The organism is Niveibacterium umoris, from assembly GCF_014197015.1.
GTDB lineage: Bacteria > Pseudomonadota > Gammaproteobacteria > Burkholderiales > Rhodocyclaceae > Niveibacterium > Niveibacterium umoris.
The window spans coordinates 1,359,464-1,379,677 of record NZ_JACIET010000001.1 but is presented as its reverse complement, the minus strand read 5'-3'; the positions used below and the strand labels follow the sequence as shown (position 1 = coordinate 1,379,677).

The 20,214-nt window shown below is 63.9% G+C and carries 20 protein-coding genes; all 20 read right to left on the bottom strand.

The annotated features are described in order from the left end of the window. Positions 1–4: 4 nt before the first annotated feature. Positions 5–1,084, bottom strand: a complete 1,080-nt coding sequence (locus tag GGR36_RS06120) for a LuxE/PaaK family acyltransferase (RefSeq protein WP_183633104.1) — start codon at positions 1,082–1,084, stop codon at positions 5–7. Continuing rightward, positions 1,077–2,480, bottom strand: a complete 1,404-nt coding sequence (locus GGR36_RS06115; RefSeq protein WP_183633102.1) for an AMP-binding protein — start codon at positions 2,478–2,480, stop codon at positions 1,077–1,079. Before GGR36_RS06115 ends, GGR36_RS06120 begins: the two co-directional genes overlap by 8 nt. Then, a complete protein-coding gene (locus GGR36_RS06110) occupies positions 2,477–3,238 on the bottom strand; it encodes an SDR family NAD(P)-dependent oxidoreductase (protein ID WP_183633100.1) in 762 nt (253 codons plus the stop codon). Before GGR36_RS06110 ends, GGR36_RS06115 begins: the two co-directional genes overlap by 4 nt. Continuing rightward, positions 3,211–3,786: a D-glycero-alpha-D-manno-heptose-1,7-bisphosphate 7-phosphatase gene (locus tag GGR36_RS06105; RefSeq protein ID WP_183633053.1), complete on the bottom strand. Its 576-nt coding sequence runs from the start codon at positions 3,784–3,786 to the stop codon at positions 3,211–3,213. The genes GGR36_RS06110 and GGR36_RS06105 overlap by 28 nt, the downstream gene beginning before the upstream one ends. Continuing rightward, positions 3,783–4,511 carry a nucleotidyltransferase family protein gene (locus GGR36_RS06100; RefSeq protein WP_183633051.1) on the bottom strand — a complete coding sequence of 243 codons (729 nt, stop codon included), beginning with the start codon at positions 4,509–4,511 and terminating at the stop codon, positions 3,783–3,785. Before GGR36_RS06100 ends, GGR36_RS06105 begins: the two co-directional genes overlap by 4 nt. Further along, entirely contained in the window at positions 4,498–5,502 is a 1,005-nt protein-coding gene (locus GGR36_RS06095; RefSeq protein WP_183633049.1) for a GHMP family kinase ATP-binding protein, read from the bottom strand. Before GGR36_RS06095 ends, GGR36_RS06100 begins: the two co-directional genes overlap by 14 nt. Positions 5,503–5,512: 10 nt before the next feature. Beyond that, positions 5,513–6,451 carry a transketolase family protein gene (locus tag GGR36_RS06090; protein WP_183633047.1) on the bottom strand — a complete coding sequence of 313 codons (939 nt, stop codon included), beginning with the start codon at positions 6,449–6,451 and terminating at the stop codon, positions 5,513–5,515. Further along, on the bottom strand, positions 6,448–7,302 hold the full coding sequence (locus tag GGR36_RS06085; protein WP_183633046.1) for a transketolase: 855 nt from the start codon (positions 7,300–7,302) through the stop codon (positions 6,448–6,450). Before GGR36_RS06085 ends, GGR36_RS06090 begins: the two co-directional genes overlap by 4 nt. A gap of 10 nt (positions 7,303–7,312) precedes the next feature. After that, complete coding sequence (locus tag GGR36_RS06080) at positions 7,313–8,806, bottom strand: B12-binding domain-containing radical SAM protein (RefSeq protein ID WP_183633044.1); 1,494 nt, start codon at positions 8,804–8,806, stop codon at positions 7,313–7,315. Next, positions 8,799–9,374, bottom strand: coding sequence for an NUDIX hydrolase (locus tag GGR36_RS06075; RefSeq protein ID WP_183632998.1), 576 nt, complete (start codon positions 9,372–9,374; stop codon positions 8,799–8,801). The genes GGR36_RS06080 and GGR36_RS06075 overlap by 8 nt, the downstream gene beginning before the upstream one ends. After that, positions 9,367–10,299, bottom strand: coding sequence for an NAD-dependent epimerase/dehydratase family protein (locus tag GGR36_RS06070; protein ID WP_183632996.1), 933 nt, complete (start codon positions 10,297–10,299; stop codon positions 9,367–9,369). The genes GGR36_RS06075 and GGR36_RS06070 overlap by 8 nt, the downstream gene beginning before the upstream one ends. Positions 10,300–10,321: 22 nt before the next feature. Continuing rightward, the gene (locus tag GGR36_RS06065) at positions 10,322–11,491 is read right to left on the bottom strand and encodes a DegT/DnrJ/EryC1/StrS family aminotransferase (protein ID WP_183632994.1); all 1,170 of its coding nucleotides are present in this window, start codon (positions 11,489–11,491) and stop codon (positions 10,322–10,324) included. Positions 11,492–11,514: 23 nt separating this feature from the next. Further along, positions 11,515–12,474 carry a GDP-L-fucose synthase family protein gene (locus GGR36_RS06060; protein ID WP_183632992.1) on the bottom strand — a complete coding sequence of 320 codons (960 nt, stop codon included), beginning with the start codon at positions 12,472–12,474 and terminating at the stop codon, positions 11,515–11,517. 65 nt (positions 12,475–12,539) lie between these two features. Continuing rightward, positions 12,540–13,079, bottom strand: coding sequence for an adenylyl-sulfate kinase (gene cysC / locus GGR36_RS06055; RefSeq protein WP_338086629.1), 540 nt, complete (start codon positions 13,077–13,079; stop codon positions 12,540–12,542). Positions 13,080–13,105: 26 nt separating this feature from the next. Further along, the gene (locus GGR36_RS06050; RefSeq protein WP_183632990.1) at positions 13,106–14,782 is read right to left on the bottom strand and encodes a sulfotransferase family protein; all 1,677 of its coding nucleotides are present in this window, start codon (positions 14,780–14,782) and stop codon (positions 13,106–13,108) included. 33 nt (positions 14,783–14,815) lie between these two features. Then, entirely contained in the window at positions 14,816–15,676 is an 861-nt protein-coding gene (locus GGR36_RS06045) for a hypothetical protein (protein ID WP_183632988.1), read from the bottom strand. 87 nt (positions 15,677–15,763) lie between these two features. Beyond that, a complete protein-coding gene (locus GGR36_RS06040; protein WP_183632986.1) occupies positions 15,764–16,699 on the bottom strand; it encodes a CgeB family protein in 936 nt (311 codons plus the stop codon). Positions 16,700–16,712: 13 nt separating this feature from the next. Continuing rightward, the gene (locus tag GGR36_RS06035) at positions 16,713–17,459 is read right to left on the bottom strand and encodes a class I SAM-dependent methyltransferase (protein ID WP_183632984.1); all 747 of its coding nucleotides are present in this window, start codon (positions 17,457–17,459) and stop codon (positions 16,713–16,715) included. An 18-nt stretch (positions 17,460–17,477) separates the two neighbouring features. After that, positions 17,478–18,815 (bottom strand): hypothetical protein, encoded by a 1,338-nt coding sequence (locus tag GGR36_RS06030; RefSeq protein ID WP_183632982.1) that lies wholly within the window; start codon positions 18,813–18,815, stop codon positions 17,478–17,480. Further along, a complete protein-coding gene (locus GGR36_RS06025; protein ID WP_183632980.1) occupies positions 18,710–20,173 on the bottom strand; it encodes a GSCFA domain-containing protein in 1,464 nt (487 codons plus the stop codon). Before GGR36_RS06025 ends, GGR36_RS06030 begins: the two co-directional genes overlap by 106 nt. Between the last annotated feature and the right edge of the window lie 41 nt (positions 20,174–20,214).

Here is a 20,214-nt window from a genome sequence, read left to right as displayed (position 1 = left end):
GGATTCATCCGGCGCGGGTGTCGCTGCAGCCGCGCAGCTCGGCACGCGGCAGGCGCCCGACGACGTGCAGCGTACGGCCGGTACGACCGCAGGGGCAGTCGTCCTCGCCTGTGATGCTGCCAAGGTCTTCCGTCAGCAGACTATGACCGGGGTAGCTGGTGGGCAATTCGCTGAGTACCTGGATCACGCCGGTTTCGCCGGCGGCGCAAGGGGCGAGCGTGAGCGGATCGCGCACGATGACATCGGCGAAACGGGGCGTGTGCAGGCGCCCCGCCTCGCATTCCATGAAGATCGAGCCGACCTGCTCTGCCATGCCGTAGTAGTCGTGCACTGAGGTAAGGCCGGTGAGCGACGCGATACGTGCCTTGAAACGTGCGTTGTCGACGGCGAGATCGGCGAGCTTCTTCCAGCCGCCACCATGGATCAGGATGCTGCCGCGGGGCAGGGTCAAGCGACGACCGGCCACTTCGAGCGCGTCGAGAAGACGCCAGATCATGAATGTGAAGCCAAAGACGAGGACGGGCTGGTCGCCGTGCTGTCTGGAGAAGGCGTCGATCGCATCGAAGTCAGGCGCCAAGTCAGGTGTCAGCGCCCAGGCCGGCTGGCGGCCGAAGTTGGCGAAGCCGAGCACCGCCGCCGCGCGCGCCGAGAGCGCTTCACTGCCGCGCAGCAGATCGTTGCGATCGATCACCAACATTGGCCGGCGTGCCTTGCCGAGGAAGTCACCGACGATCGCGGCCAGCGCACGCGTCTGCCGCGCCGCAGTGGCGCGATCGAGCAGGATGCGTGAGGGTTGGCTGCCGCTGGTGCCGGATGAACGCAACTCGCGCACGACATCGGCATCGGCCACGCTGGCGAGGCGCAGATGCTTGAAGACGCCGACCGGCAGCCAGGCAAGCGATTCGAGCGTGGTCGCGTCGCGTGCGCCCGGATGCAGCGCGTCAAGCATGCGCGAATAGGGCAGGCAGGCGTGTGCGTGGGCGAGGGTCAGCGCGCGCAGTCGGGGCAGGAGGCGCGCGCGCTTCGCCGCTTGCGTTTCACCGAAAGGCGCGCTGAAGTCCGGCTCGGTCGGCCACTCAGACATGGCTGGCCTCCGGTGTGGCAAGGCGGCTACGCAGCGCCGGGTAGTCCTTCTTCCCCGATGCGGTGAGCGGCAGGGCCTCGACCTGGCTGATGCGCAGCCCGCTGGGATGAACGCCAAGGGATTCGCGCAGGGCGATGCGCAGTGCTTCGACATCCGCGTGGGTAGTGACGACGATACGCAGTGCGTCGTCTTCGTCGAGCGCGGCCGCCGGACCGAAACGCGATTCAAGCCAGCTCTCGACCTCGTCGAGATTGATGCGGTTGCCGAACAGTTTGGCGATGCGCTTGATGCGGCCGGTCAGCCAGTAACAGCTGTCTGCGTCCACGCGGGCGAGGTCTCCGGTGGCCAGCCGGCCGTGCATCTCGTCACCGAGCGCAAGGTCTGCGCGCTGCTCGGCGTAGCCCATCATCACATTCGGGCCCTGATAGATCAGCTCGCCATCGTCGGATAGCGAAAGCGCACCGCCGGGAATCGCGCGGCCAATCGCGCCGCACTTTTCGGCAAGCTGCTGCGGCGGCAGGTAGGCGATGCGCGCAGTGGCCTCGGTCTGGCCGTACATCACGAAGAAGCGCCAGCCGCGCGCTTCGGAAATCTCGCGGAAGTGCGCGATCAGGTCTGGCGCGAGCCGGCCGCCGGCCTGCGTCAGCGTACGCAGGGTCGGCAGCGCCATGCGTTCAAGCCGCAGGCGCGCGAGCATCTGCCAGATGAACGGCACGCCAGCAAGCGAGGTGGCGCCCGCCGTGGCGAAGAGGTTCCAGAAGGGCCGCGACGTGACCGCGTCGTCGCTTAGCGCGATGGCGGCGCCCGCTTGCAGGTGGCTGTTGAGCACCGACAGCCCGTACGAGTAATGCATCGGCAGGGTCGTGATCGGCCGCTCGCGCGCATCGAGTTCAAGGTAGTCCGCAATCGACTCGGCATTCGCTCCGAGGTTGGCGCAGGAGAGCCGCACCATGCGTGGGCTGCCGGTGGTGCCGGAGGTGGACAGCAGCAGCGCGAGATCCGGATGCAGCGGCGTTGCGGTAGCGTGTGCAAAGCGCAGCAGGGTGCGACCTTGCCACCGGGATGCATGCGCCGAGGCGGGTGACGGGGTATCGCTTTTACCGAGGAGCCAGTCTGGCTGGTAACGCGCAATCAGCGCCTCCAGCGCCTCACGCGCGAGGCCTTCGGGAAGCAGCGCAACACAGTCACCCTCGCGCAGTGCCGACAGGTAGGCCGCCACGCTTGGCAGATCGTTGCGGCAAAGCACGAAACCCAGCCGCTTGCCGCGACGCGGGCCGAGCTGCGATGCGAAGTCGTCGCTGTGCTGTCGCAGTTCGCCGTAGCGCACCGTCTTGAGCGGGTCACCGTACAGCAGCGCGGGTGCCTGCGGATCGGCGCCGAGATCCCAGAAACTCATAGCAGCATGCCGCCGTCCACGCCGATGACTTGCCCGGTGACATAGCGTGCGAGGTCGGATGCGAGGAAAAGCGCGACGTCGGCAACTTCCTCCGCCGTCCCGGCGCGGCCCATGCCAATACCCGCGATGACCTTGTCGCGCACCGCCGGGGTGTAGTGGGCGGTTAGGGCGGTGTCGATGAAGCCGGGTGCGAGGGCGTTCACCCGGATGTGTTTGGGCGCGAGTTCTTTGGCCGCCGAACGGGTCGCGCCGACGATGGCCGCCTTGCTCGCAGCGTACAGCGTCTGGTTCGCACTGCCGACCAAGCCGACGATGGAGGCGATGTTGATGATGCTGCCGCTGCCCTGCCGGGCCATCAGGCGCGCGGCGTACTGCATGTGGTGCAGCGTCGCGGCGACGTTGACCTGCAGGGTCTGGTCGATTGCCGCTGCGCTGATCATGCCCAGCGGTGCATCCTGCATCTGGCCGCCGGCGTTGACCAGAATGTCGAGCCGCTTGTGTTCTGCCGCAAAGCTCTTGAGCGCCGTGCTGATCGCCGTGGCGTCCTGCAGGTCGTAGGCGAGCGTGCCGAGCGGCGTCAGGCCGGCTTCCCGCAGCGTGTCGGATAGCGTGGCAAGGCGCTCGGCGTTGCGGGCAGAGAGCACCACGCGCGCACCGTGGGCGATCAGCGTGTGCGCAATCGCGCCGCCAATGCCGCCGGTGGCGCCGGTAACGAGGGCGATGCGGCCGCTCAGATCGAGTGAAGCGTGGCTGGACATGGGGCGGTCAGATATGAGATTGCATCGTGCAGCGAGGTGATGTGCGCCGTCGCGCTGGCGGTATCCGGTGCCTTGCCGACCGGATCGTACAGCAGGCGAATCGGCACGCCTGCGCGAAGCGCTGCTTCGGTGTCGCTGGGCTTGTCGCCGATCAGCAGCGAATCTTCAAGCGCGATGCCGTGCTCGTCGCGCGCGCGCAGCAGCATGCCGGGCGCGGGCTTGCGGTCGTGCGAGTCGCGGCGGAATTCGCCGATGCCGTGTTCGGGGTGGTGTGGGCAGTGGTACACCGCCGTGAGCGGCGCACCGGCGCTGGCGAATTGCTCGCACATCCACACAGTGAGTTGCTGGAACTGCGCTTCGCTGAAGTAGCCGCGGCCGATGCCAGCCTGATTCGTAACGACGATGATGCGGTAGCCCGCCTGCACCGCGGCGCGCGCCAGTTCGAAGATGCCGGGGATGAAACGCACCTCGTCGATGCGGTGCACATAGCCCGGGTCTTCATTGATGACGCCGTCGCGATCGAGGAACAGGGCGGCCCGGCTGCTCATGCCACCCGCGCGAAGAAGTCTGCTCCCGCCGCATAGGACTCGGGCGTGCCGATGTCGATGAAGGGGCGCGATTCGCAGCGCACGGCGATGCGCCCGTCGGTGTAGCGCGGAAAGATCTCGCGTTCAAGCGACACCGGGCGACCTTCGGGCAGCGCTTCGAGCACGCTGCGTTCCATCAGGTAGATGCCGGCGTTGATCCAGCCGCAGCCCTCTTTCGCCTGTTTCTCGCGGAAGGCGCGCACACGGCGGCAATCGCGGTCGAATTCGAGTGCGCCATAGCGGGCGATGTCGGTGACCTGTACTGCGCACAGCGTGATCGGCGTATCTGCGGCGCGATGCGTCGCGAGGAGTGCGGCGAGGTCGGCATCGACGAAGGAATCGCCATTGAGCACCAGCACGGTATTGCTGCGCAGCAGCGGAAGCGCATGCTTGAGCGCACCGCCGGTGCCGAGCGCTTCGGGTTCGACCGACGCGACGATCTCGGGGCCGGGCTCCTTGCTCCACGCAGCCAGCACAGGTTGCGCGGAGTCCGCCATGTGACCCAGCGCGAATACGATGCGTTTCACGCCAGCTCGGCGCAGTTGCCGCACGATCCGTGCGACGAAGGGTTCGTCCGCGATCGGGGCGAAGGCTTTCTGCCGATCCGCCACCACACTGCTCAGGCGGGTACCGAGTCCGCCCGCGAGAATCACTGCATCGAGTGTTGCCAGTTCATGAGAGCTCATCGTCGAAGGGCGCGTAGTAGATGATCTGGCTGCCCTGCGTGTCGAAGCGGAAAGGCACGCACAGCAGATGCTTGAGCGCCTCGCGGATGGCGGCGTGGCGCTCGGGTTCGGCGATGAACAGCATGAAGCCGCCACCGCCTGCACCGAGCAGTTTGCCACCAGCGGCCCCTGCCTTGATACCGGTTTCATAGATCTGGTCGATCGTGGACGTGCTGATCAGTGGCGAAAGCTGTTTCTTGACTTGCCACTGCTCATCCAGCAATTGCCCGAGCGCAGTCACCGGGCGCTCGACATCGACGAGGATCCGCACCGATTCGTCGACGATCTCGCCCATGCGTGACAGCTCGCTCGCCTTCTTCGGCGTCGCCTTGACCTGTTCGGCGGCGATCTCGCTGGCTTGGCGCTGGAGGCCAGTGAAGAACAGCAGCATGTGCTTTTGCAGATCGGCGAGGCGGGATGCGGACAGGATCACCGGTTCGACCATCACTTCCTGCTGGCCACCGAAGTGGATCAGGTTGAGTCCGCCAAAGGCCGCAGCCGTCTGATCCTGCGAGCCGACCTGTTCATTCAGGATGTTCTGCTCGATGTGGATCGCCTTGACCGCCAGTTCGCGCTTGGTCGGCATGCTGTGCGTGAGCGCATGCAAGCTATGCAGCATGCCGACGGTGAAGCTGGAACTCGATCCTAGCCCGGACATCGCGGGCAGATCGCCGTGGTGCACGATGTCGATGCCACGCTCGATGCCCATGTAGCGCAGGCACTCGCGGATCGCCGGGTGCTTGATGTCGTCGAGGCAATTCACCTCTTCGCGCTTGTAGTAGCGGATGCGGTACTTGTAGTCGAAGAAGGGTGGCAGATAGCGCAGCGTGATGAAGCTGTACTTGTTGATCGAGGTGCTGAGCACCTTGCCACCGTGCTCGCGGTACCACACCGGGTAGTCGGTGCCGCCACCAAAGAATGAAATGCGGAGCGGGGTCCGGCAGATGATCATGGCAGTCCCCTCAGGCGAGCGCGGCGTGATGTTGCAGGATGCGATCGAGCACCTGCGCGCGGCCGATGCCGGCAGCGTCGTGGATCTGGTCGCGCGAACCGATTTCAAAGATGTAGCGATCTCCGACGCCCATCGCCTCGAGCTTGCCGCCGGCCATGCGCCGCAGCGTGTTCTCGATGCTGCGATCGAGCACCGCCTCTTGAAGCAGCAGCGTGCGTGGTACGTGCGCAAGCTCGGCTTCCAGCGCCGCGGTGTCAACGCAGTTGTAGGCGACGAGATCGATCAGCAGCGGATCGATGCCTTCTTCGCGGAGTTCGGGCAGCAGGCTCCATGCGACATGGCTCATGTAGCCGGTGCTGACGATGGCCAGATCGCGACCGGCGTTCAGCACCCGGAAGCCGCGCTCGATCAGGCCATCGTTGCCAGCGTCGCACACCGGCTCGTGCGGCTTGGCGTCGAAGCGCAAGTATTTGATGCCTGGCGTGGCGAGGCAGTGCTTTGCAAACAGTGGCGCCTGGGTGTGGTCGCTAAGCGAATACACCGACAGGTTCGGCAGCGCCGACATCACCGCGAGGTCTTCGATGCAGTGATGTGTCGGGCCGGAGACGTCATAGCTGAAGCCGGCGCCAACACCCACCAGCGTCACGTTCATCGGCCGCAGTTGCGACAGGATCGCGAGGCTCACGCGGATCTGCTCGAAGCAGCGCATCGTGATGAAAGGGGCGATGGCGTAGCCGATCACCCGGAAGCCCTCGAGCGCGAAGCCGGTCGCGAGGTTGATCAGGTTCTGTTCGGCGATGCCGACGTTGACGAAGCGGTCCGGGAACTCGGCGCGGATTGCGTCGATCGCCGGGGCGCCGAAGTCGGCCGACAGCAGCACGATATCGGGCGAAGCCCGCATTTCTTCGAGCACCGTCGCAAGGAAGGTGTCGCGCATCGTGGTCTTCATGGCGCACCTCCATCGCCGAGGATCGCGTCGATCTCCGCGCGGCCGACCCCCATCACATGGGCCAGTGCTGCGCCTTCGAGCGATGCGACGCCCTTGCCCTTGAGCGTATTGGCGATCAGCACTTTCGGCTTGGGCGAATCGGAGGCGAGCAGCGCCTCGAAACCGGCGAGCAGCTGTGCGACGTCGTGGCCGTCATCGACGGTATGTGTTTGCCAGCCGAAGGCGGCGAACTTGGCATCGAGCGGGTTCAGGTTCACGACGTTGTCGGTGTAGCCGAGCATCTGGCGGCCGTTGCAATCGACCATCGCGATCAGGTTCTTCAGCTGGTGGTGCGCGGCGAACATCACTGCTTCCCACACCGCGCCTTCGTTGAGTTCGCCGTCGCCAAGCAGCACAAAGGTCCGCTGTGGCTTGCCCTTGGTGCGCAGTGCCAGCGCGGTGCCGCTACCCACGCCGAGGCCGTGGCCGAGCGATCCGTTGATCGTCTCGTAGCCGGGAATGATCGGATCCGGAATGCCGCCGAGGAAGCTGCCCGGCTTGCACACAGTTTCCAGCGCCTCGAGCGGGAAGTAGCCGCAATCGGCGAGGATCGGGTACATGCAGATCGATCCGTGGCCCTTGCTGATGATGATTCGATCGCGCTCGGCGTGGAGCGGTTCGTCGGGCGTGATTCGGGCGATGCCGCTGTAGTAAAGCACTGTCAGCAACTCGACGGCCGACAGCGAGGATGCGACGCGGGTTTCCGGTGCGCGGCGGTGGATCGCCAGGGTTTGCTCACGCACCCAGCGTGCCTTGTCGGCGAGCAGCTGCGCCCGCGTGGCGGGATCGTGGAATTCGGCTCGAGCGTTCATCTGCATCTCCTCAGGCCGTCACCGGCGCTTCTTCGAGCAGCTTGCGACGCAGCTTGATCGAAAGCACTTCGTCGAGGTGGTCGAGCACCGGCTGGCCGAACTTCTCCAGCACCATGTCGCGGTAGCGCGACGAGCTGAAATAGGTGTTGAACGCATGGTCGCGGAAGGCGAGGATCTCGGCCGCACTCAGTGCCTTGTTGGCGAGCGGCATGGTGTCCCAAGCGTGCTGCGAGTAGGCGCCCCAGTGAGGCGGCAGGGCGATGCCTTCGCGCTTGGCCATGGTGTAGAGCTGCGAGCCGGGGTAGGCCATCGCCGAGTAGAAGTTGGCGAACTCGCAGTTGAGTTCGAGCGCCAGGTCCAGCGTGGCCTGCATCGATTCGTGCGTGTCGTCGGGCAGGCCGAAGATGTAGTTGCCCATCACGCGGATGCCGTGCGCCTGGATCTTGCGCACGATGTCGATGATCTCGTCTGAGCCGAAAGACTTCTCGGCGCCGTCGCGCACATGCTCGCTGCCGCTCTCGATGCCCAGGCAAAGCCAGTTGAAGCCGGCGGCGCGCAACTTGCCGAGCATGTCGTCCTTCACCGTGTCGACACGGGCATAGGCCCAGATATTGAGGTCGTAGCCGCGTTCGATCAGCAGGTCGCAGATCCCTTCGACGTGACGACGGTTGAGCACGAACATCTCGTCGACGAACTTGATGTTCTTCACCCCGTAGGTCTTCACCAGATGGTCGATTTCGGCGACTACCGTTTCGGGGCTCCACATGCGGTAGGCGTTCTTGCCGAAGGGTGCGTTGATGCAGCAGAAGTTGCACTTGAAGGGGCAACCGAGGCTGGTATGGATCGACGCGTAGGGCGTGCGCTGGTCGATGTGGTCGAAGCAGTGCCAGTTGTGTGCGCGGTAGCGCGACATGTCGAGCAGATCCCAGGCGATGCCGGGCATCTCTGTATCGAGGTCAGCCACCAGGGCTTCAGCCGATTGCGGCGCCATCACCAGCTTGCCTCGCTTCCACCACAGCGAGGGGATGTCCGAGAAGTCGGTCATGCCCGCATCGAGCGCGTCGATGGTCTTCAGGATTGTGACCGGGCCTTCCAGACTGCAGACAAAGTCGACCTGCTCTTCACGCATCGTCAGGTCAGGCAGGGCGGCCGGGTGCGTGCCGGTCATCATCACCGGCACCGCCGACTGTGCCTTGATCAGCCGCGCGATCTTGCCGGCCGACGGCATGTTCTGCGTCGAGGCGGAGGGCTGCAGGCCGTACACCACGAGCACCACCAGCTTCGGCGCGTACTGCGCCAGCATGTTCGTGACCGCCTGCTCGGCCGATTCGCGGGTGGCCGGCACATCGTAGATCGCGACGCGCTTGCCTTTCTTGCGCAGGTAGGTCGCAAACAGGCCGGCGAATACCGGCGGCTCGATCGCGGCGATAGTCTCGCCCAAGCCCTGATAGGTGCCGCGATGATCGCCCGGGTTGATCAGCAGGACGTCGATGGTGTCAGCCATGCTGGCCTCCCTTGTTCAGCGAGTAGCGCAGCCACGCGATGTTGGTGGCTGGGTCTTCAATCTCGCCACGGGCGAGCATTTCGCGTACCTCGGCTTCGGGCAGCCAGTCGAACCCGGTGTGGCCCATTTCCGGGCCGGCCGCGCCGAAGGCTCCCGGCAGGTGCGCCACGAATAGCGCCACGCGCGCCTGCAGCAGCGCGGCCTCGGGTGTGAAGTGGCCGAGCGGTTCCAGGTGTGCGGCGTCGATGACGATGCCGGTTTCTTCCACCAGTTCGCGCTGCGCGGCGGCGAGTGCCGATTCGCCTTCGTCGATGAAGCCGCGGGGAATTTCGTAACCGCTGCGACCGAGCGGGTGGCGCCACACCTTCAGCAGGCCTACCTTGCCAACCGCCAGCGGCAGCACGCACACGCCGCCGAGCTGGTCGGCGCCGAGCGCCTTGGGTACCACCGCCAGAAAACTGCCGACCTCCTCCCCGTTGGAGCTGCGGATGTGATCGAAGCAGACGCGGTACACCGTGTTCTGCGCGATCTCCTTGCGAGCGAGGAGGGTGATCGGCGTGTCAGACATTGCCGTACTGCGTGTTCTTCAGCATCTGGTAGCCCTTGATCAGCTCGCGGATGCCGTCGTCGAGTGTATAGGCGGTGCGGTAACCGGTGGCCTCGACCTTTTCGTTCGAGACGATGTAGTTGCGCTGATCCGGGTCTTTGCCGAGCGGCGCTTCGAGGAAGGTGAAGTCCGGCACCTGAAGGGCGATGCGCTGGCAGAGTTCCAGCTTGGAAATGTTCGCGCTGGAAAGCCCCATGTTGTAGATCTGGCCGCGCATCGTTTCGAAATTGTCGAAGCCGTGGATGAAGGCACGCACCACATCGCGAACGTGAATGTAGTTGCGCTTGAAGTGGGCTTCGAACAGCACGATGAAACGATCGTTCACGGCGCGGTAGGTGAAGTCGTTCACCAGCAGGTCGATGCGCATGCGCGGCGACATGCCGAACACGGTGGCGAGGCGGAAGCTGATCGCATTCGGGTGTTGCAGCAGCATCTGCTCCACCTTCACCTTCTCGATCGCGTAGAGCGAGATCGGCTTCAGTGGTGAGTTCTCGTCGCAGTAGTTGTTCTCGTCGCCGGTGCCGTAGGCCGAGTTCGTCGTCGGCATCACGATGCGCTGCTCCTGGCTCACGTGCCGCAGCATCATCTCGATCGCATCGTGGTTGGTGCTCGAGGCGCCGACCGGGTCGCGCGCGCAGAGCGGGGCGCCGACATAGGCGGCGAGCGGGATGATCGCGTCGGCCTGGGCGATGAGCGGCTTCATCACGTTCTCGATGCGCACATCACCACGCACCAGGTCGAACTTCGGGTGCGCGCAGACATGGCCGAGGCTGGCCTGCTTGTACATGAAATTGTCGACCACGGTGACTTCGTGGCCAGCCGCCAGCAGTTCGGGGACGAGGACGGAGCCGATGTAGCCGGCGCCGCCGGTGACCAGAATCTTCATGGTGTGTCTAAGCCTTTACGCGTTAGCGGGTTGCGGTGTCGAGCACACGCTGCAGTGTGTCGATACGATCGCGCAAATCGAAGGGATGGTTACCGACGAAAAAGCCCCGATCATGGGCGGTATTCGCGTTGATGATTTCGCCAACGCAGTCGTAGTCGTAGTACTTGATTGCGTCGTGGCGCAGGAAGTTGCCGCCGGTGATGATGCGGAAGCCGATGTCCGCGTCCTTCATCGAGCGCATCACGTGGCGCCGGTCGAGGTCCATCGCAGGGTTCAGGATCAGCGTGAAGGAGAACCAGCTCGATTCGCCGTTCTCGCGCTGGATGATGAAGCGCGGGTCGTTCGCGAACAGCGCCTGGAAGTGGCGCGCGTTGGCGCGGCGCGCGGCGGTGAAGTCGTCCAGCTTGTTCAGTTGTTCGAGACCAACGGCGCCGGAAAGCTCCAGCGGGCGCACGTTGTAGCCCGGCACGATGAAGCGGTAGGCCTCGAAGAAGTCGTCGTCGCGCTTCTCGTACAAGGGGCTGCCGGGCGGCTGGTCGCGCGTCCAGCCGTGGTTGCGGATCGCACGGCACAGCGCGAACAACTCGTCGTCGTCGGTCAGGATCATCCCGCCTTCCATCGTCGAGATGTGGTGCGAGAAGAAGAAGCTGAATGTGTTGATATCGCCGAAGGTGCCGGTGTAGCGGCCGTCCACCTTGGCGTCCATCGATTCGCAGTTGTCCTCGAACAGGTAGAGGCCATGCTTGTCGCAGAAGGCGCGCAAGGTGGGCAGCTCGGCTGGGTTGCCCAGAATGCTCACCGCCATTACTGCGCGGGTCTGCGGTGTCAGCGCGGCTTCGAGCTGGCTGACGTCGATGTTCAGCGTCTGCAGATCGACGTCGACGAAACGCAGCTTGAGGCCGTACTGCTGCAGCGGGTGGAAGGTGGTCGACCACGAGATCGCGGGTACGATGATTTCGTCGCCACGCTGCAGCGGTTTGTGTTGCTTGAACGAGAGCGCCGCCACGCCGACCAGATTGGCCGACGAGCCCGAGTTGACCATCACCGCATGGCGCTTGCCAAAGCGCGCGGCGAAAGCCTCCTCGAAGCGGCGCACGTTCTCGCCCATCGTGAACATGCCGCTGTCGATGACGCGGTGGAGCGCCGCGATTTCCTCGGCGCCCCAGGTGCTTGCTGCCAGTTCGTAATACATGTCGCGTTCCGTTTGTTCGGGGATCAGTCGTTTGCCGGGTAGCGGGCCCGATAGTCCGCCAGCGCAAGTCGCAGTCCCTCATCGAGCGAGACTTTCGCTTGCCAACCCAGCGCAGCCATCCGGGAATTGTCGAGCAGCTTGCGCGGCACGCCGTCCGGTTTCGCAGGGTCGGTACGAATCTCGCCCGTATAACCCACGATATCGGCAACTTTTTGCGCCAGCTTGAGGATGGAGACTTCCGTGCCGCCGCCGATGTTGATCACCGGGTAGCGGCTGGCGGCGAGCAATGCGTCGAATTGAGCGTCCGGCAGATTGGCAAGAAGGTGAATCGCAGCGGCGCAGTCATCCACGTAGAGGAGTTCGCGCAAAGGCGTACCGGACCCCCAGATGGTTTCCACCGGCGTGCGGTCTTTCGCCGCTTTCACGAAGCGCCGGATCATCGCTGCGGCGACATGCGAGTTCGCCGGGTCGTAGTTGTCGCCAGGGCCGTAGAGACTGGTTGGCATCACCACCAGGAAGCGGGTACCGAATTCGGCGTTATAGGCGCGGCACAGTTCGATCGCGGCCAGCTTGGCCATCGCGAACGCGGAGTTGGTTGGCTCGACCTCTCCCTGGAACAAGGCCGCTTCGCCTATGGGATGAGCCGCTCCGCGCGGGTACGAGCAGTTCGAACCAACGACGATCAGCCGCCCGACGCCCGCCTGATGAGCTGCCTTTATGCAACTGCTGTAGATCGCCAAGTTGTCAGCAAGGAATTGGACCGGAAAGGTGTTGTTGGCATGAATGCCGCCCACCCGGGCGGCGGCCAGGATTGCAGTGCCGGGGCGTTCTGTTTCGAACAGCGCGCTCGTCGGCTCCGCGTGGCGAAGATCCAGTTCGCGGTGCGTGCGTAGTATCAGGTGCCGCCCGGCAGGCACAAGGCGGTGGAGAGCGCTGCCCAGTAGTCCGGTATGTCCGCTGATGTATAGGCGATCGTTGGTCATGGTCTGGTTTTTCTGCGCCAATTTCCGATCTGGATCGAAATCGGCCGCGTCGTCTTGTTCGCCTTTCAGGCCAGCAGTTCCCGAAGCTGCTTCATCGCGTCGTCGAGCGAAACGCTCGTCGTGTCGAGGACGAGCTCGGGTGAGCTCGGCGGTTCGTAGGGCGAGCTGACGCCGGTGAACTCCGGGATCTGGCCGGCCCGTGCCTTGCGATAAAGCGATTTGGGATCCCGCGCTTCGCATACGCCGAGTGGCGTCGACACGTGAATCTCGCGGAAGGCTGCTTCGCCGATGATCGAGCGTGCATTCTGGCGATCGCGTTCGAAGGGGCTGACCAGCGCCACGAGTACGGTCAGGCCGGCATGGTTCATGATGCGCGCGACCTCGGCGACGCGCCGGATGTTCTCGGCGCGGTCGGCCGGTGAAAAGCCCAGGTCACGACACAGGCCGGTCCGCAACTCGTCTCCGTCGAGTACGTAGGCAGCATGCCCCGCGGCCTGCAATTCACGTTCCAGGGTGCGCGCCAGCGTGGACTTGCCGGCACCCGAGAGGCCGGTGAACCAGAGGGTGCGTGGTGCAGGTGAGTGTGTTGTGGGATGGATGCTCACGATTTGAATGTCCGGCTGTCAGGCGATCAGTGTTCCGCGGACGCAGTCCTGTAGGGGTCGATGATACGCGCCTGCGGGCAGCGGGCTGCGGCCGAACGGCGCATCTGGATGCGCGTCTGGGCAGAGAAGGGTGTCATTACCACGTCTGGCATCTGGTCCGTCACGCAGTCTTCAAAACGCTTCACCTCCAGGCCGGCAAAGCTCCGGCCAGCCAGGGCGGCATCGGCCAGTCGGGCCGCCTTCTGGCGGAGCAGCGCGTCGAAGCCGGCCTCGTTCTGTGCGCGCAGTTGAAGCAGATCCTTGCCCAGTCCCCAGATGATACTTCCGGGTGACATACCCTGCAGGGCGTTCAGGAGGTTGCCGTTCCTGGCGCCGTCGGTCATGAGCGCCTGATCCAGGAGCGCCTGGCCTGCATCGTCGCGAACGAGCCCGGCGCAGGCATCAGCCACCTGCGAGAGTATTTTCTCCACGCTCCCGCCCGGCGAAGCTTCGATTTGCAAGGCAATGGCATTGACTGCCTCGCAGCCTTCTTCCGCCCGTTCAAGCACCGCCTGAACGATCGCGTCGTCGGACAGGGTGGAGCGCTCGACATAGGCCCATTTGCGTCCGGCAAAGCTCTTGAAGTTGAATGCGCTTGCGTCGATATTCGACTTGTTGAAACAGAAGCCGGCCAGTTCCGGGTCCGTCATCGGAAAGACCTCGCCGCGATTCAGGCAGTCGTCCAGCACCTGCTGGAACTCATTGGCCGGCGCGTCCTCCGACCAGTCGTCAAGCGAGTATCCGAGCGTTTCGGCTACCTCGAGCAGGCCCATCTCCCGAGCCATCCTGACATGCGCAGGCCGCAGATGCGTCAGCCAGTCGCCGACGATGCCGTGACCCTTGCGGTAGTTGTGCTGGTGGTAGACGAGCAGATTGCGGTGATCCATCGGCTTCCAGACGGCCTCCGCCTCCGTTGCCGAGAGTTCCAGTCCGAGTTGCGTGGCGACCCACTGCAGGCTGGCCACCGGATCGGCGATCACGTCTTCCCAGCGCAGTTCGGCGTAGCGCGGCCGACACGGCAGATACTCCTTCCAGTACTTGAGCTGGTGCGACATCAGGCCCTTGCAGATGCGCGGATCGGAGAGCTTGTTGAGCGCGATCTCGCGGCGAAGGGCCGATTCATCCGCGCCGGGGCGGAATCGCTGCAGGTATTCGCTGGCAAGCGCATTGATCGAATGCACCGCCGAGTTGAACATGTCGAGCGGGTGACGGATCGTCGCGAATCGGTGACAGGCGGAGAAACCCGGGTCTTCGGCCCAGCGCTGCGGCGCGTCGTGCGAGTGGCGGACGCCGTGATAATCGAACAGGATGCGGGGGTGCTTTGTCACCAGCAGGAAGTCGGCGTGTCCGAGGCAGCCGATGTACTTGCGTACGCCCATCCATGGCTCGCCGGGCACGAGCCACTTCGGCCCACCTACTAGTAACTGGAATTCACCGTTGTACAGCAAACGCTCGCCGAGTCCGTGCGCCACGAACACATCCTCATAGGACTTGTTCAGCGCATACGAGAAGAGCGGCATCAAGCGGGTGATGGCCTCTTGCTGCGGTGTACGGGCAAAGCTCACCTTCCGGTAATCCATGATCCGCTGGATCATGGCGATCAGAAGCGAGAAGCCGGAACGGGGTGTTCCGACGACCAGTGGCTGGATGTCGAGTGTGCGCATGATCCTGCTCCTCGCCAGGGCTATGATCGGTGATCAGGCGAGCGGATAGCCGACCTCGCCGAAGACCTCGCGGTAGGGTCGTGCAATCAGCATCTCGAAGGCCCGCTGGTATCGCGGCGACCAGGCGGCGTAGATCTCGGCTGGCTGGCGCAGAGCTTCCTTCTTGCGATGGTTGTTGATGCTGCCCTTCGCGATGAATGCGGCAAGCGCCGCGGGGTCGTATTCGAAGCCCGTGACCGTCCGGCAGAACCCGGCGAGTGCGTCGCCATCGGTAGTCAGCTGTTCCATGCGGAAGGCCGGCATCGGGTGAGCGATCAGATCCTTTGCCTGGCCGACCACCGAGAAGCAACTGATCAGGAAGGCCTTGTCTTCCAGGGAGACATATGCCGATGGGTCGAGGGCGCCGTCTCGTTCGAGTGCCGGCAGTACCTGACGCGCATACATCGTCTCGTAGTGCTGTTTGAGCTCCTCGGTCTGCTGGGCCTGCAGCACGATCGTGTTATGGCAGTCCACGAAGCTGACCGGGTGGCGCAGGAGATTCACCACATTGAGATCCATCTCGGAGATGTCCGGTTTGGCGTAGAGCTCTACCGGCACAAAGCTGTGGACGTTTCCGTAGACCTCGGCCTGCGGCCATAGCGCCCGGTACTGGTCATACAGTGCTTTGAGCGGCGAACGCTTGATCAGGCGATGGAGTTCGCGGCCGCGTTCGAGGGCGTCGAGATTGTCGCTTTCCTTGCCGATCGTGCGCTCGGAATCGAAGCTGCCCCGCATGATCGAATCCAGTTCATAGGTACCGTGGGCGACGAAGACCTTCGGGTGCGAGGCCAGCACGAAGCTGACCCACCTGCTCGCGGCGAGGCCATAACAGGTCACGCAGAAATCTCGGCTCATCACATGCTCCAGTGGTATGAGGTGGCGGCAGCGCGGGTGTGCTGCGCGTTCAAAGGGTTGCGCGCCCGGTGCGGACGCGGGCCATGTTCAGGCATAGGTCGCCTCCAGCAGGGCTGCCATGCGTGGGGCCATCGGCATGGCGTCGCGGAACGTCGCAAGGCGACGATCGGCCTCGGCCTGATAGGTACCTTCGGCGATCAGGCTGCTGCAGGTCTCGGTCAGTGCTTCCGGCGGCGCTTCATGGATGAACGGTGTCAGGTCGCACTGGGCTTCGCAGCGCTCCGATACCAGCATCGAGCGGTTCATCAGGTGATAGTAGAAGCGCGAGTTGGATGGATACTTCCAGTTCGCGTGCTGCCTCACATTGATCGCGATCTTGGCGCGCGCCACCATGTCCTCGCGCAGGAACTCGCTGGTCAGGATCGGCAGCTGGCGAACGACAAGCCCCCGCGCCTCCAGATCGCGGAGTACGGCGTCGCGGTACGGCGTCCGGGTGCCGGTGAAGATCACGTCGATGTCCTTGTGAGCAACCGGTTTCTGCACGACGCGCTCCATCGCAGGCATGTAGCCATGCGGCAGGTAATGCACATTCGGCAAAGCAAGTTTCTCGCGGTAAGCGGGGACCTGCAGCTCAGAGAGGTGCCACACCGCACGCGCCATGGATACGACCTCCCTGAAGGTGCGGTAGCGTTTGCGCCAGTGGCGCAGATCGTCGTAGTGGCTGTGCTGGGGCGTGATCTGATCGAGGGGCAGGGCGTCGAAATTGTTGAAGGTCTCGCCGGTCAGGTACTCGGTCGCGATGACGATGAATTCCGTACCGGGCACCCTGGCGACGTCGCGCAGTACATCCACGAAGTCCCAGGTGAAGAACTCGATCAGGATGTTGGTCTTGCCGGGGCAGAGGTTCGCTTCCAGGTCCGCCTTGTGGCCAGCGGCCTCCAGGCCGTGCTTGAGCAGCATCAGCGTGTCGTAGATCTGGACCGCGCCGTGGTGATGGTTGCCGTAGATGATCTTGAATTCCATCGCTGTCGGACCCTCACGATGCGGTTGAGTACGGATACGTTGCAGGATCTCTCTGCACGTAGTAGGTGATACCGAGCGAGTGTCCGATCTCGACGAACTTCATGGGCGCGTCCTGTTGGTGACGAAGCCACGTCAGGAAGACGTCCACAGCGCGCTCATGCAGTCTGGCCGGGGTTGGAACATGATCATGAAAGACCACCCAGCCGCCCGGTTTCACCATCGGTGCATAGAGCTGCCAGTCCCTCCTTACTCCTTCAAATGTGTGATCGCCGTCGATGAAGCAGACGTCGAACTGCCCATAATGAGCGGCGATATATCCATGAACCCTTGGATCAAGGCTGTTCCCGCATATGACCGCGCTCCCTTTCGGAGTGCCTGTGTTCTGGGGTTCGACTACGACCTCTTCTGGACGACGGCCAAACCGTCTGCAGAAGCGCTCAATGTTCGCCCGGCTGGAGTCAACCGTGCAGACGGTGCGGAATATCTGCTCGAAGGCGAAATGCGATCCTCCACTGATTCCGAGCCCGATCTGCAGGATGCTGCTTGCTTCCCTGCGGGTTTCGATGAGGTTCTTGCAGTCTTCGAGAAACAGTAGAAACTCGGCGCGATCCTGCTGTATCGCCGGACGATACAAGTCGGCTGCGCGTTCATGCTCTTTGAGATGGCGCGCAGCCTGATCGTTGTGCCAGCCCGAAAACCCATCGACAGAGATGGAGAAGGTCTCATCGAGCAACTTGGCGATCGACTCAATGGTCTGCATATCGTGCCTCAAAGTTGATTAGCCCTCTGTGCCTGCGCGAATCGCCGCAACCCGGTGTGTGTCTGGTTGCGGTTCATTGGAGGCGCGGCGGAACGCGATTGGAGTGAAGTCCAGCGGCTCTGGAGTGTTTCTCTGCAGATCAGACACTCTGTCAGCAGCCACGCGTGCAGCAGGGATGTCGATTCGTGCGAGAGCCTCGAGCGCGCGCTGCGCCCAGAACCAGTGGCCCGTCGTCTGGATCAGGTCGACCAGCAGCGTCGTTGCGAGGTCGGGCGCGAGTGGCGCGAAACGCTCTGCAAGCTGAAGTTGTCGATCTTCGCTGAAGCGGCAGGCGCGATGTCGCTGGTAAAGGGACTCTGCGTCGACCCGGGTCAGCGGCTCGCCGGCCGCGAGCATTACATCGAAGCCGCATTCTCCGGTACTTGCCAGGTCTTCTTGCGCGAAGTTCCTCAGATCGGAGAACCCCAGGCGGTAGTGCGCGGTGTCGTCCGGGCAGAACGCGGCGATCCGCACGTCGTACGTGTGTCGCCGATAGCCGTCGGCGAGATGCGGTGGCGATGTGTGGAGGTGTTCTCCGTGAAAGAGCACGGCATCGCCGAAGGCGAGCCTGAAGGATGCAGGGCTTCCGAGCGAGGCGAGGTTCTCGTCCGTCAGTGGCATGTCGGTCACGTCTTCGCGATAGCGTTCCGGCCAGATTCGGATCGTCTCATCTTCTGCCAGATCGTGAAGAGGGAACCACAGGTTGCATTGCAGCAGCCGGTGCCGTCGGTTGTAGTCGCGATGGATGTTCGCAGGGCCCGGCATGAAGATCTCGGTCATCCCGTCTGCTCGCTCGCGCTTGAAGTCCGTCGCCTGGAAGCGGCCCGATTCGCGTGCCGCATCGACGAGGGCCGCAGGCAGTACCAGCCGAGGGATGCCGCCGTCGATACGGGTAGGCCTGCCGAACCCCATCCGTTCAATCAGGGGAGCGAGCTCCCGGCTGACGCCATGTGTGCGTCGGACCTCGTGAATTGCATGGCTGAGCGCTTCGACAGCGTCGAGCGGAGGTGTTTTGCCTTGCGCGTAGAACGCGTGCAGTGCCGGAAGACTCGCGGGCGAGTGCCCGGCCGCGCGCTGCAGCAGGCTTTCCCGGATTGCAGCAATCGCCGGTACCTGCCGCAGGATGACAATGTGCCCGGCTGCAAGCAGGCAGCCGATGCCGGACAGGCCTTCGGCTGTGCACTCCCTCGTGACCAGCACCGACTTTCTCGTCATGGCTTCAGGTAGACGTTGTGGATCGTGAGGTAGGTCGGATCGCCGCTGTTCTCGAAAATCTCGAGCTTGAAGCGTTGCGAGGTCACCGGGCCGAGGTCCCATCCGAGCCATTGACCGCCGGTGTCCCATGTCGCGACCACATCGGTCGCAGCGCTGACCCAGCATTCCCCGTTCCACCAGTGAAACGAGAATCGCCGCGGCGCGCGCTCCGGGTGCTTCTCCTGGCTCTGGATCAACAGCCTGCGCACGGTGAGCGGCCGGGCGAAACTGAACTCGACCCACTGCGGGTATCCGGGGCAGCGCTCCGCATGCCAGATTCGCCGTGAGGTGCTCATGAAGCCGCTGGCGTCGAAGCGTGGCTCCATGCAGCTTGACGCGGTGACGATCGGGAACCCGGCCGGGAAGTCCCGATCGCCCGGCGTGGCCGAGGTGAAATTCGGCGTATCCGGGTTGCGGGCGACCTCATAGGGTTGTGCGGGCCAGTCGGTCGGCACCGCAGCCGGCGCAGCAATCGCGCGATCCTGGATCGCGGCGACGAAACGCTGCGTGATCCGCGCCACGATGTCAGGGGTGACGTGACGGAGGTCTTCCTCCCAGACGAAGCGCCGTGCAGACATCGTCACCGTTTCGAAGCTCGGGACGTAATGAACGCCCGGGTTCTGCCCGACGAAATCGAGTACGGCAGCGACCTGGGTGGCTTTCGAGTAGTTGTTGGCGATGACGACGTCGATCGGGCGGAAGGTCGCGGCCAGTGGTACCGGCGACACCGAAATCACCAGTTCCAGATCAGGCTTGCCGAACTGGCGCAGCAGGGCGAGTGCCTTCTCCAGCCCGTCGCGAACGGCTTGATAGTCGAGCACCCGCAACTCATAGCGGCCCGGTTCGCGGGTGAGCAGGCGCTGCGGTAACGTGGCATTCAGGTACGTGCCCGTCTTGTTGTCGAACCAGACCTCGACCAGCCCCAGGGTCAGGATCAGCACGTCGCAACTTGCGAGCCGGCGCATGTTCGCCGTGACGCCGGCGCGGCGTTTCCGTGCGTCCTCCGGCTTGCAGCGGAAGAGATCGATGGTGCTGTGCGGGTCGTAGCAGAAGCCTTCATCGTCGTTGACGAAGTTCGCTTCCGGCGGATGGGGGGCGACGTCGAAGGCCCACGACAGTTCGTTGAGCACCGACTGGATGTTGAAGATGTTGGGCAGCGGAGTGAAGGGCGAACCGTCTTTCGGTGCGAAACGCGGGTGGCTCAGGACGGTCAGGCCTGCGTCCAGCAGACGCAGTTCAATGTTCTTCGCGAAGCACGACCCCATGCAGAAGACCCGGTCGTCCGGATGCATCCGGACCGGGTCATGCGCTTCGGCCATGATGGCGCCATCCAGAGCGCGCGCGGCAAAGTTCTTCCAGCGTGCGTTCGGATTCTCTTGGTTGAGGTTCTGCCACGCCTCGTTTGCAGAATACTTGTTCATCTCTCCCCCCCCCCCCCCGGGAAACGCAAGTTCAGGCCCGG

Bases quoted from the DNA above. Each gene is read 5' to 3' on its own strand.
- GGR36_RS06025 (WP_183632980.1), bottom strand. From the start codon at position 20,173: ATGAACAAGTATTCTGCAAACGAGGCGTGGCAGAACCTCAACCAAGAG.
- GGR36_RS06095 (WP_183633049.1), bottom strand. From the start codon at position 5,502: ATGATCATCTGCCGGACCCCGCTCCGCATTTCATTCTTTGGTGGCGGC.
- GGR36_RS06075 (WP_183632998.1), bottom strand. From the start codon at position 9,374: ATGTCTGACACGCCGATCACCCTCCTCGCTCGCAAGGAGATCGCGCAG.
- GGR36_RS06035 (WP_183632984.1), bottom strand. From the start codon at position 17,459: ATGCAGACCATTGAGTCGATCGCCAAGTTGCTCGATGAGACCTTCTCC.
- GGR36_RS06120 (WP_183633104.1), bottom strand. From the start codon at position 1,084: ATGTCTGAGTGGCCGACCGAGCCGGACTTCAGCGCGCCTTTCGGTGAA.
- GGR36_RS06110 (WP_183633100.1), bottom strand. From the start codon at position 3,238: ATGTCCAGCCACGCTTCACTCGATCTGAGCGGCCGCATCGCCCTCGTT.
- GGR36_RS06050 (WP_183632990.1), bottom strand. From the start codon at position 14,782: ATGCGCACACTCGACATCCAGCCACTGGTCGTCGGAACACCCCGTTCC.
- GGR36_RS06090 (WP_183633047.1), bottom strand. From the start codon at position 6,451: ATGAAGACCACGATGCGCGACACCTTCCTTGCGACGGTGCTCGAAGAA.
- GGR36_RS06030 (WP_183632982.1), bottom strand. From the start codon at position 18,815: ATGGGACCTCGGCCCGGTGACCTCGCAACGCTTCAAGCTCGAGATTTT.
- GGR36_RS06065 (WP_183632994.1), bottom strand. From the start codon at position 11,491: ATGTATTACGAACTGGCAGCAAGCACCTGGGGCGCCGAGGAAATCGCG.
- GGR36_RS06105 (WP_183633053.1), bottom strand. From the start codon at position 3,786: ATGAGCAGCCGGGCCGCCCTGTTCCTCGATCGCGACGGCGTCATCAAT.
- GGR36_RS06060 (WP_183632992.1), bottom strand. From the start codon at position 12,474: ATGACCAACGATCGCCTATACATCAGCGGACATACCGGACTACTGGGC.
- GGR36_RS06080 (WP_183633044.1), bottom strand. From the start codon at position 8,806: ATGGCTGACACCATCGACGTCCTGCTGATCAACCCGGGCGATCATCGC.
- GGR36_RS06045 (WP_183632988.1), bottom strand. From the start codon at position 15,676: ATGAGCCGAGATTTCTGCGTGACCTGTTATGGCCTCGCCGCGAGCAGG.
- GGR36_RS06070 (WP_183632996.1), bottom strand. From the start codon at position 10,299: ATGAAGATTCTGGTCACCGGCGGCGCCGGCTACATCGGCTCCGTCCTC.
- GGR36_RS06040 (WP_183632986.1), bottom strand. From the start codon at position 16,699: ATGGAATTCAAGATCATCTACGGCAACCATCACCACGGCGCGGTCCAG.
- GGR36_RS06100 (WP_183633051.1), bottom strand. From the start codon at position 4,511: ATGAGCTCTCATGAACTGGCAACACTCGATGCAGTGATTCTCGCGGGC.
- GGR36_RS06085 (WP_183633046.1), bottom strand. From the start codon at position 7,302: ATGAACGCTCGAGCCGAATTCCACGATCCCGCCACGCGGGCGCAGCTG.
- GGR36_RS06115 (WP_183633102.1), bottom strand. From the start codon at position 2,480: ATGAGTTTCTGGGATCTCGGCGCCGATCCGCAGGCACCCGCGCTGCTG.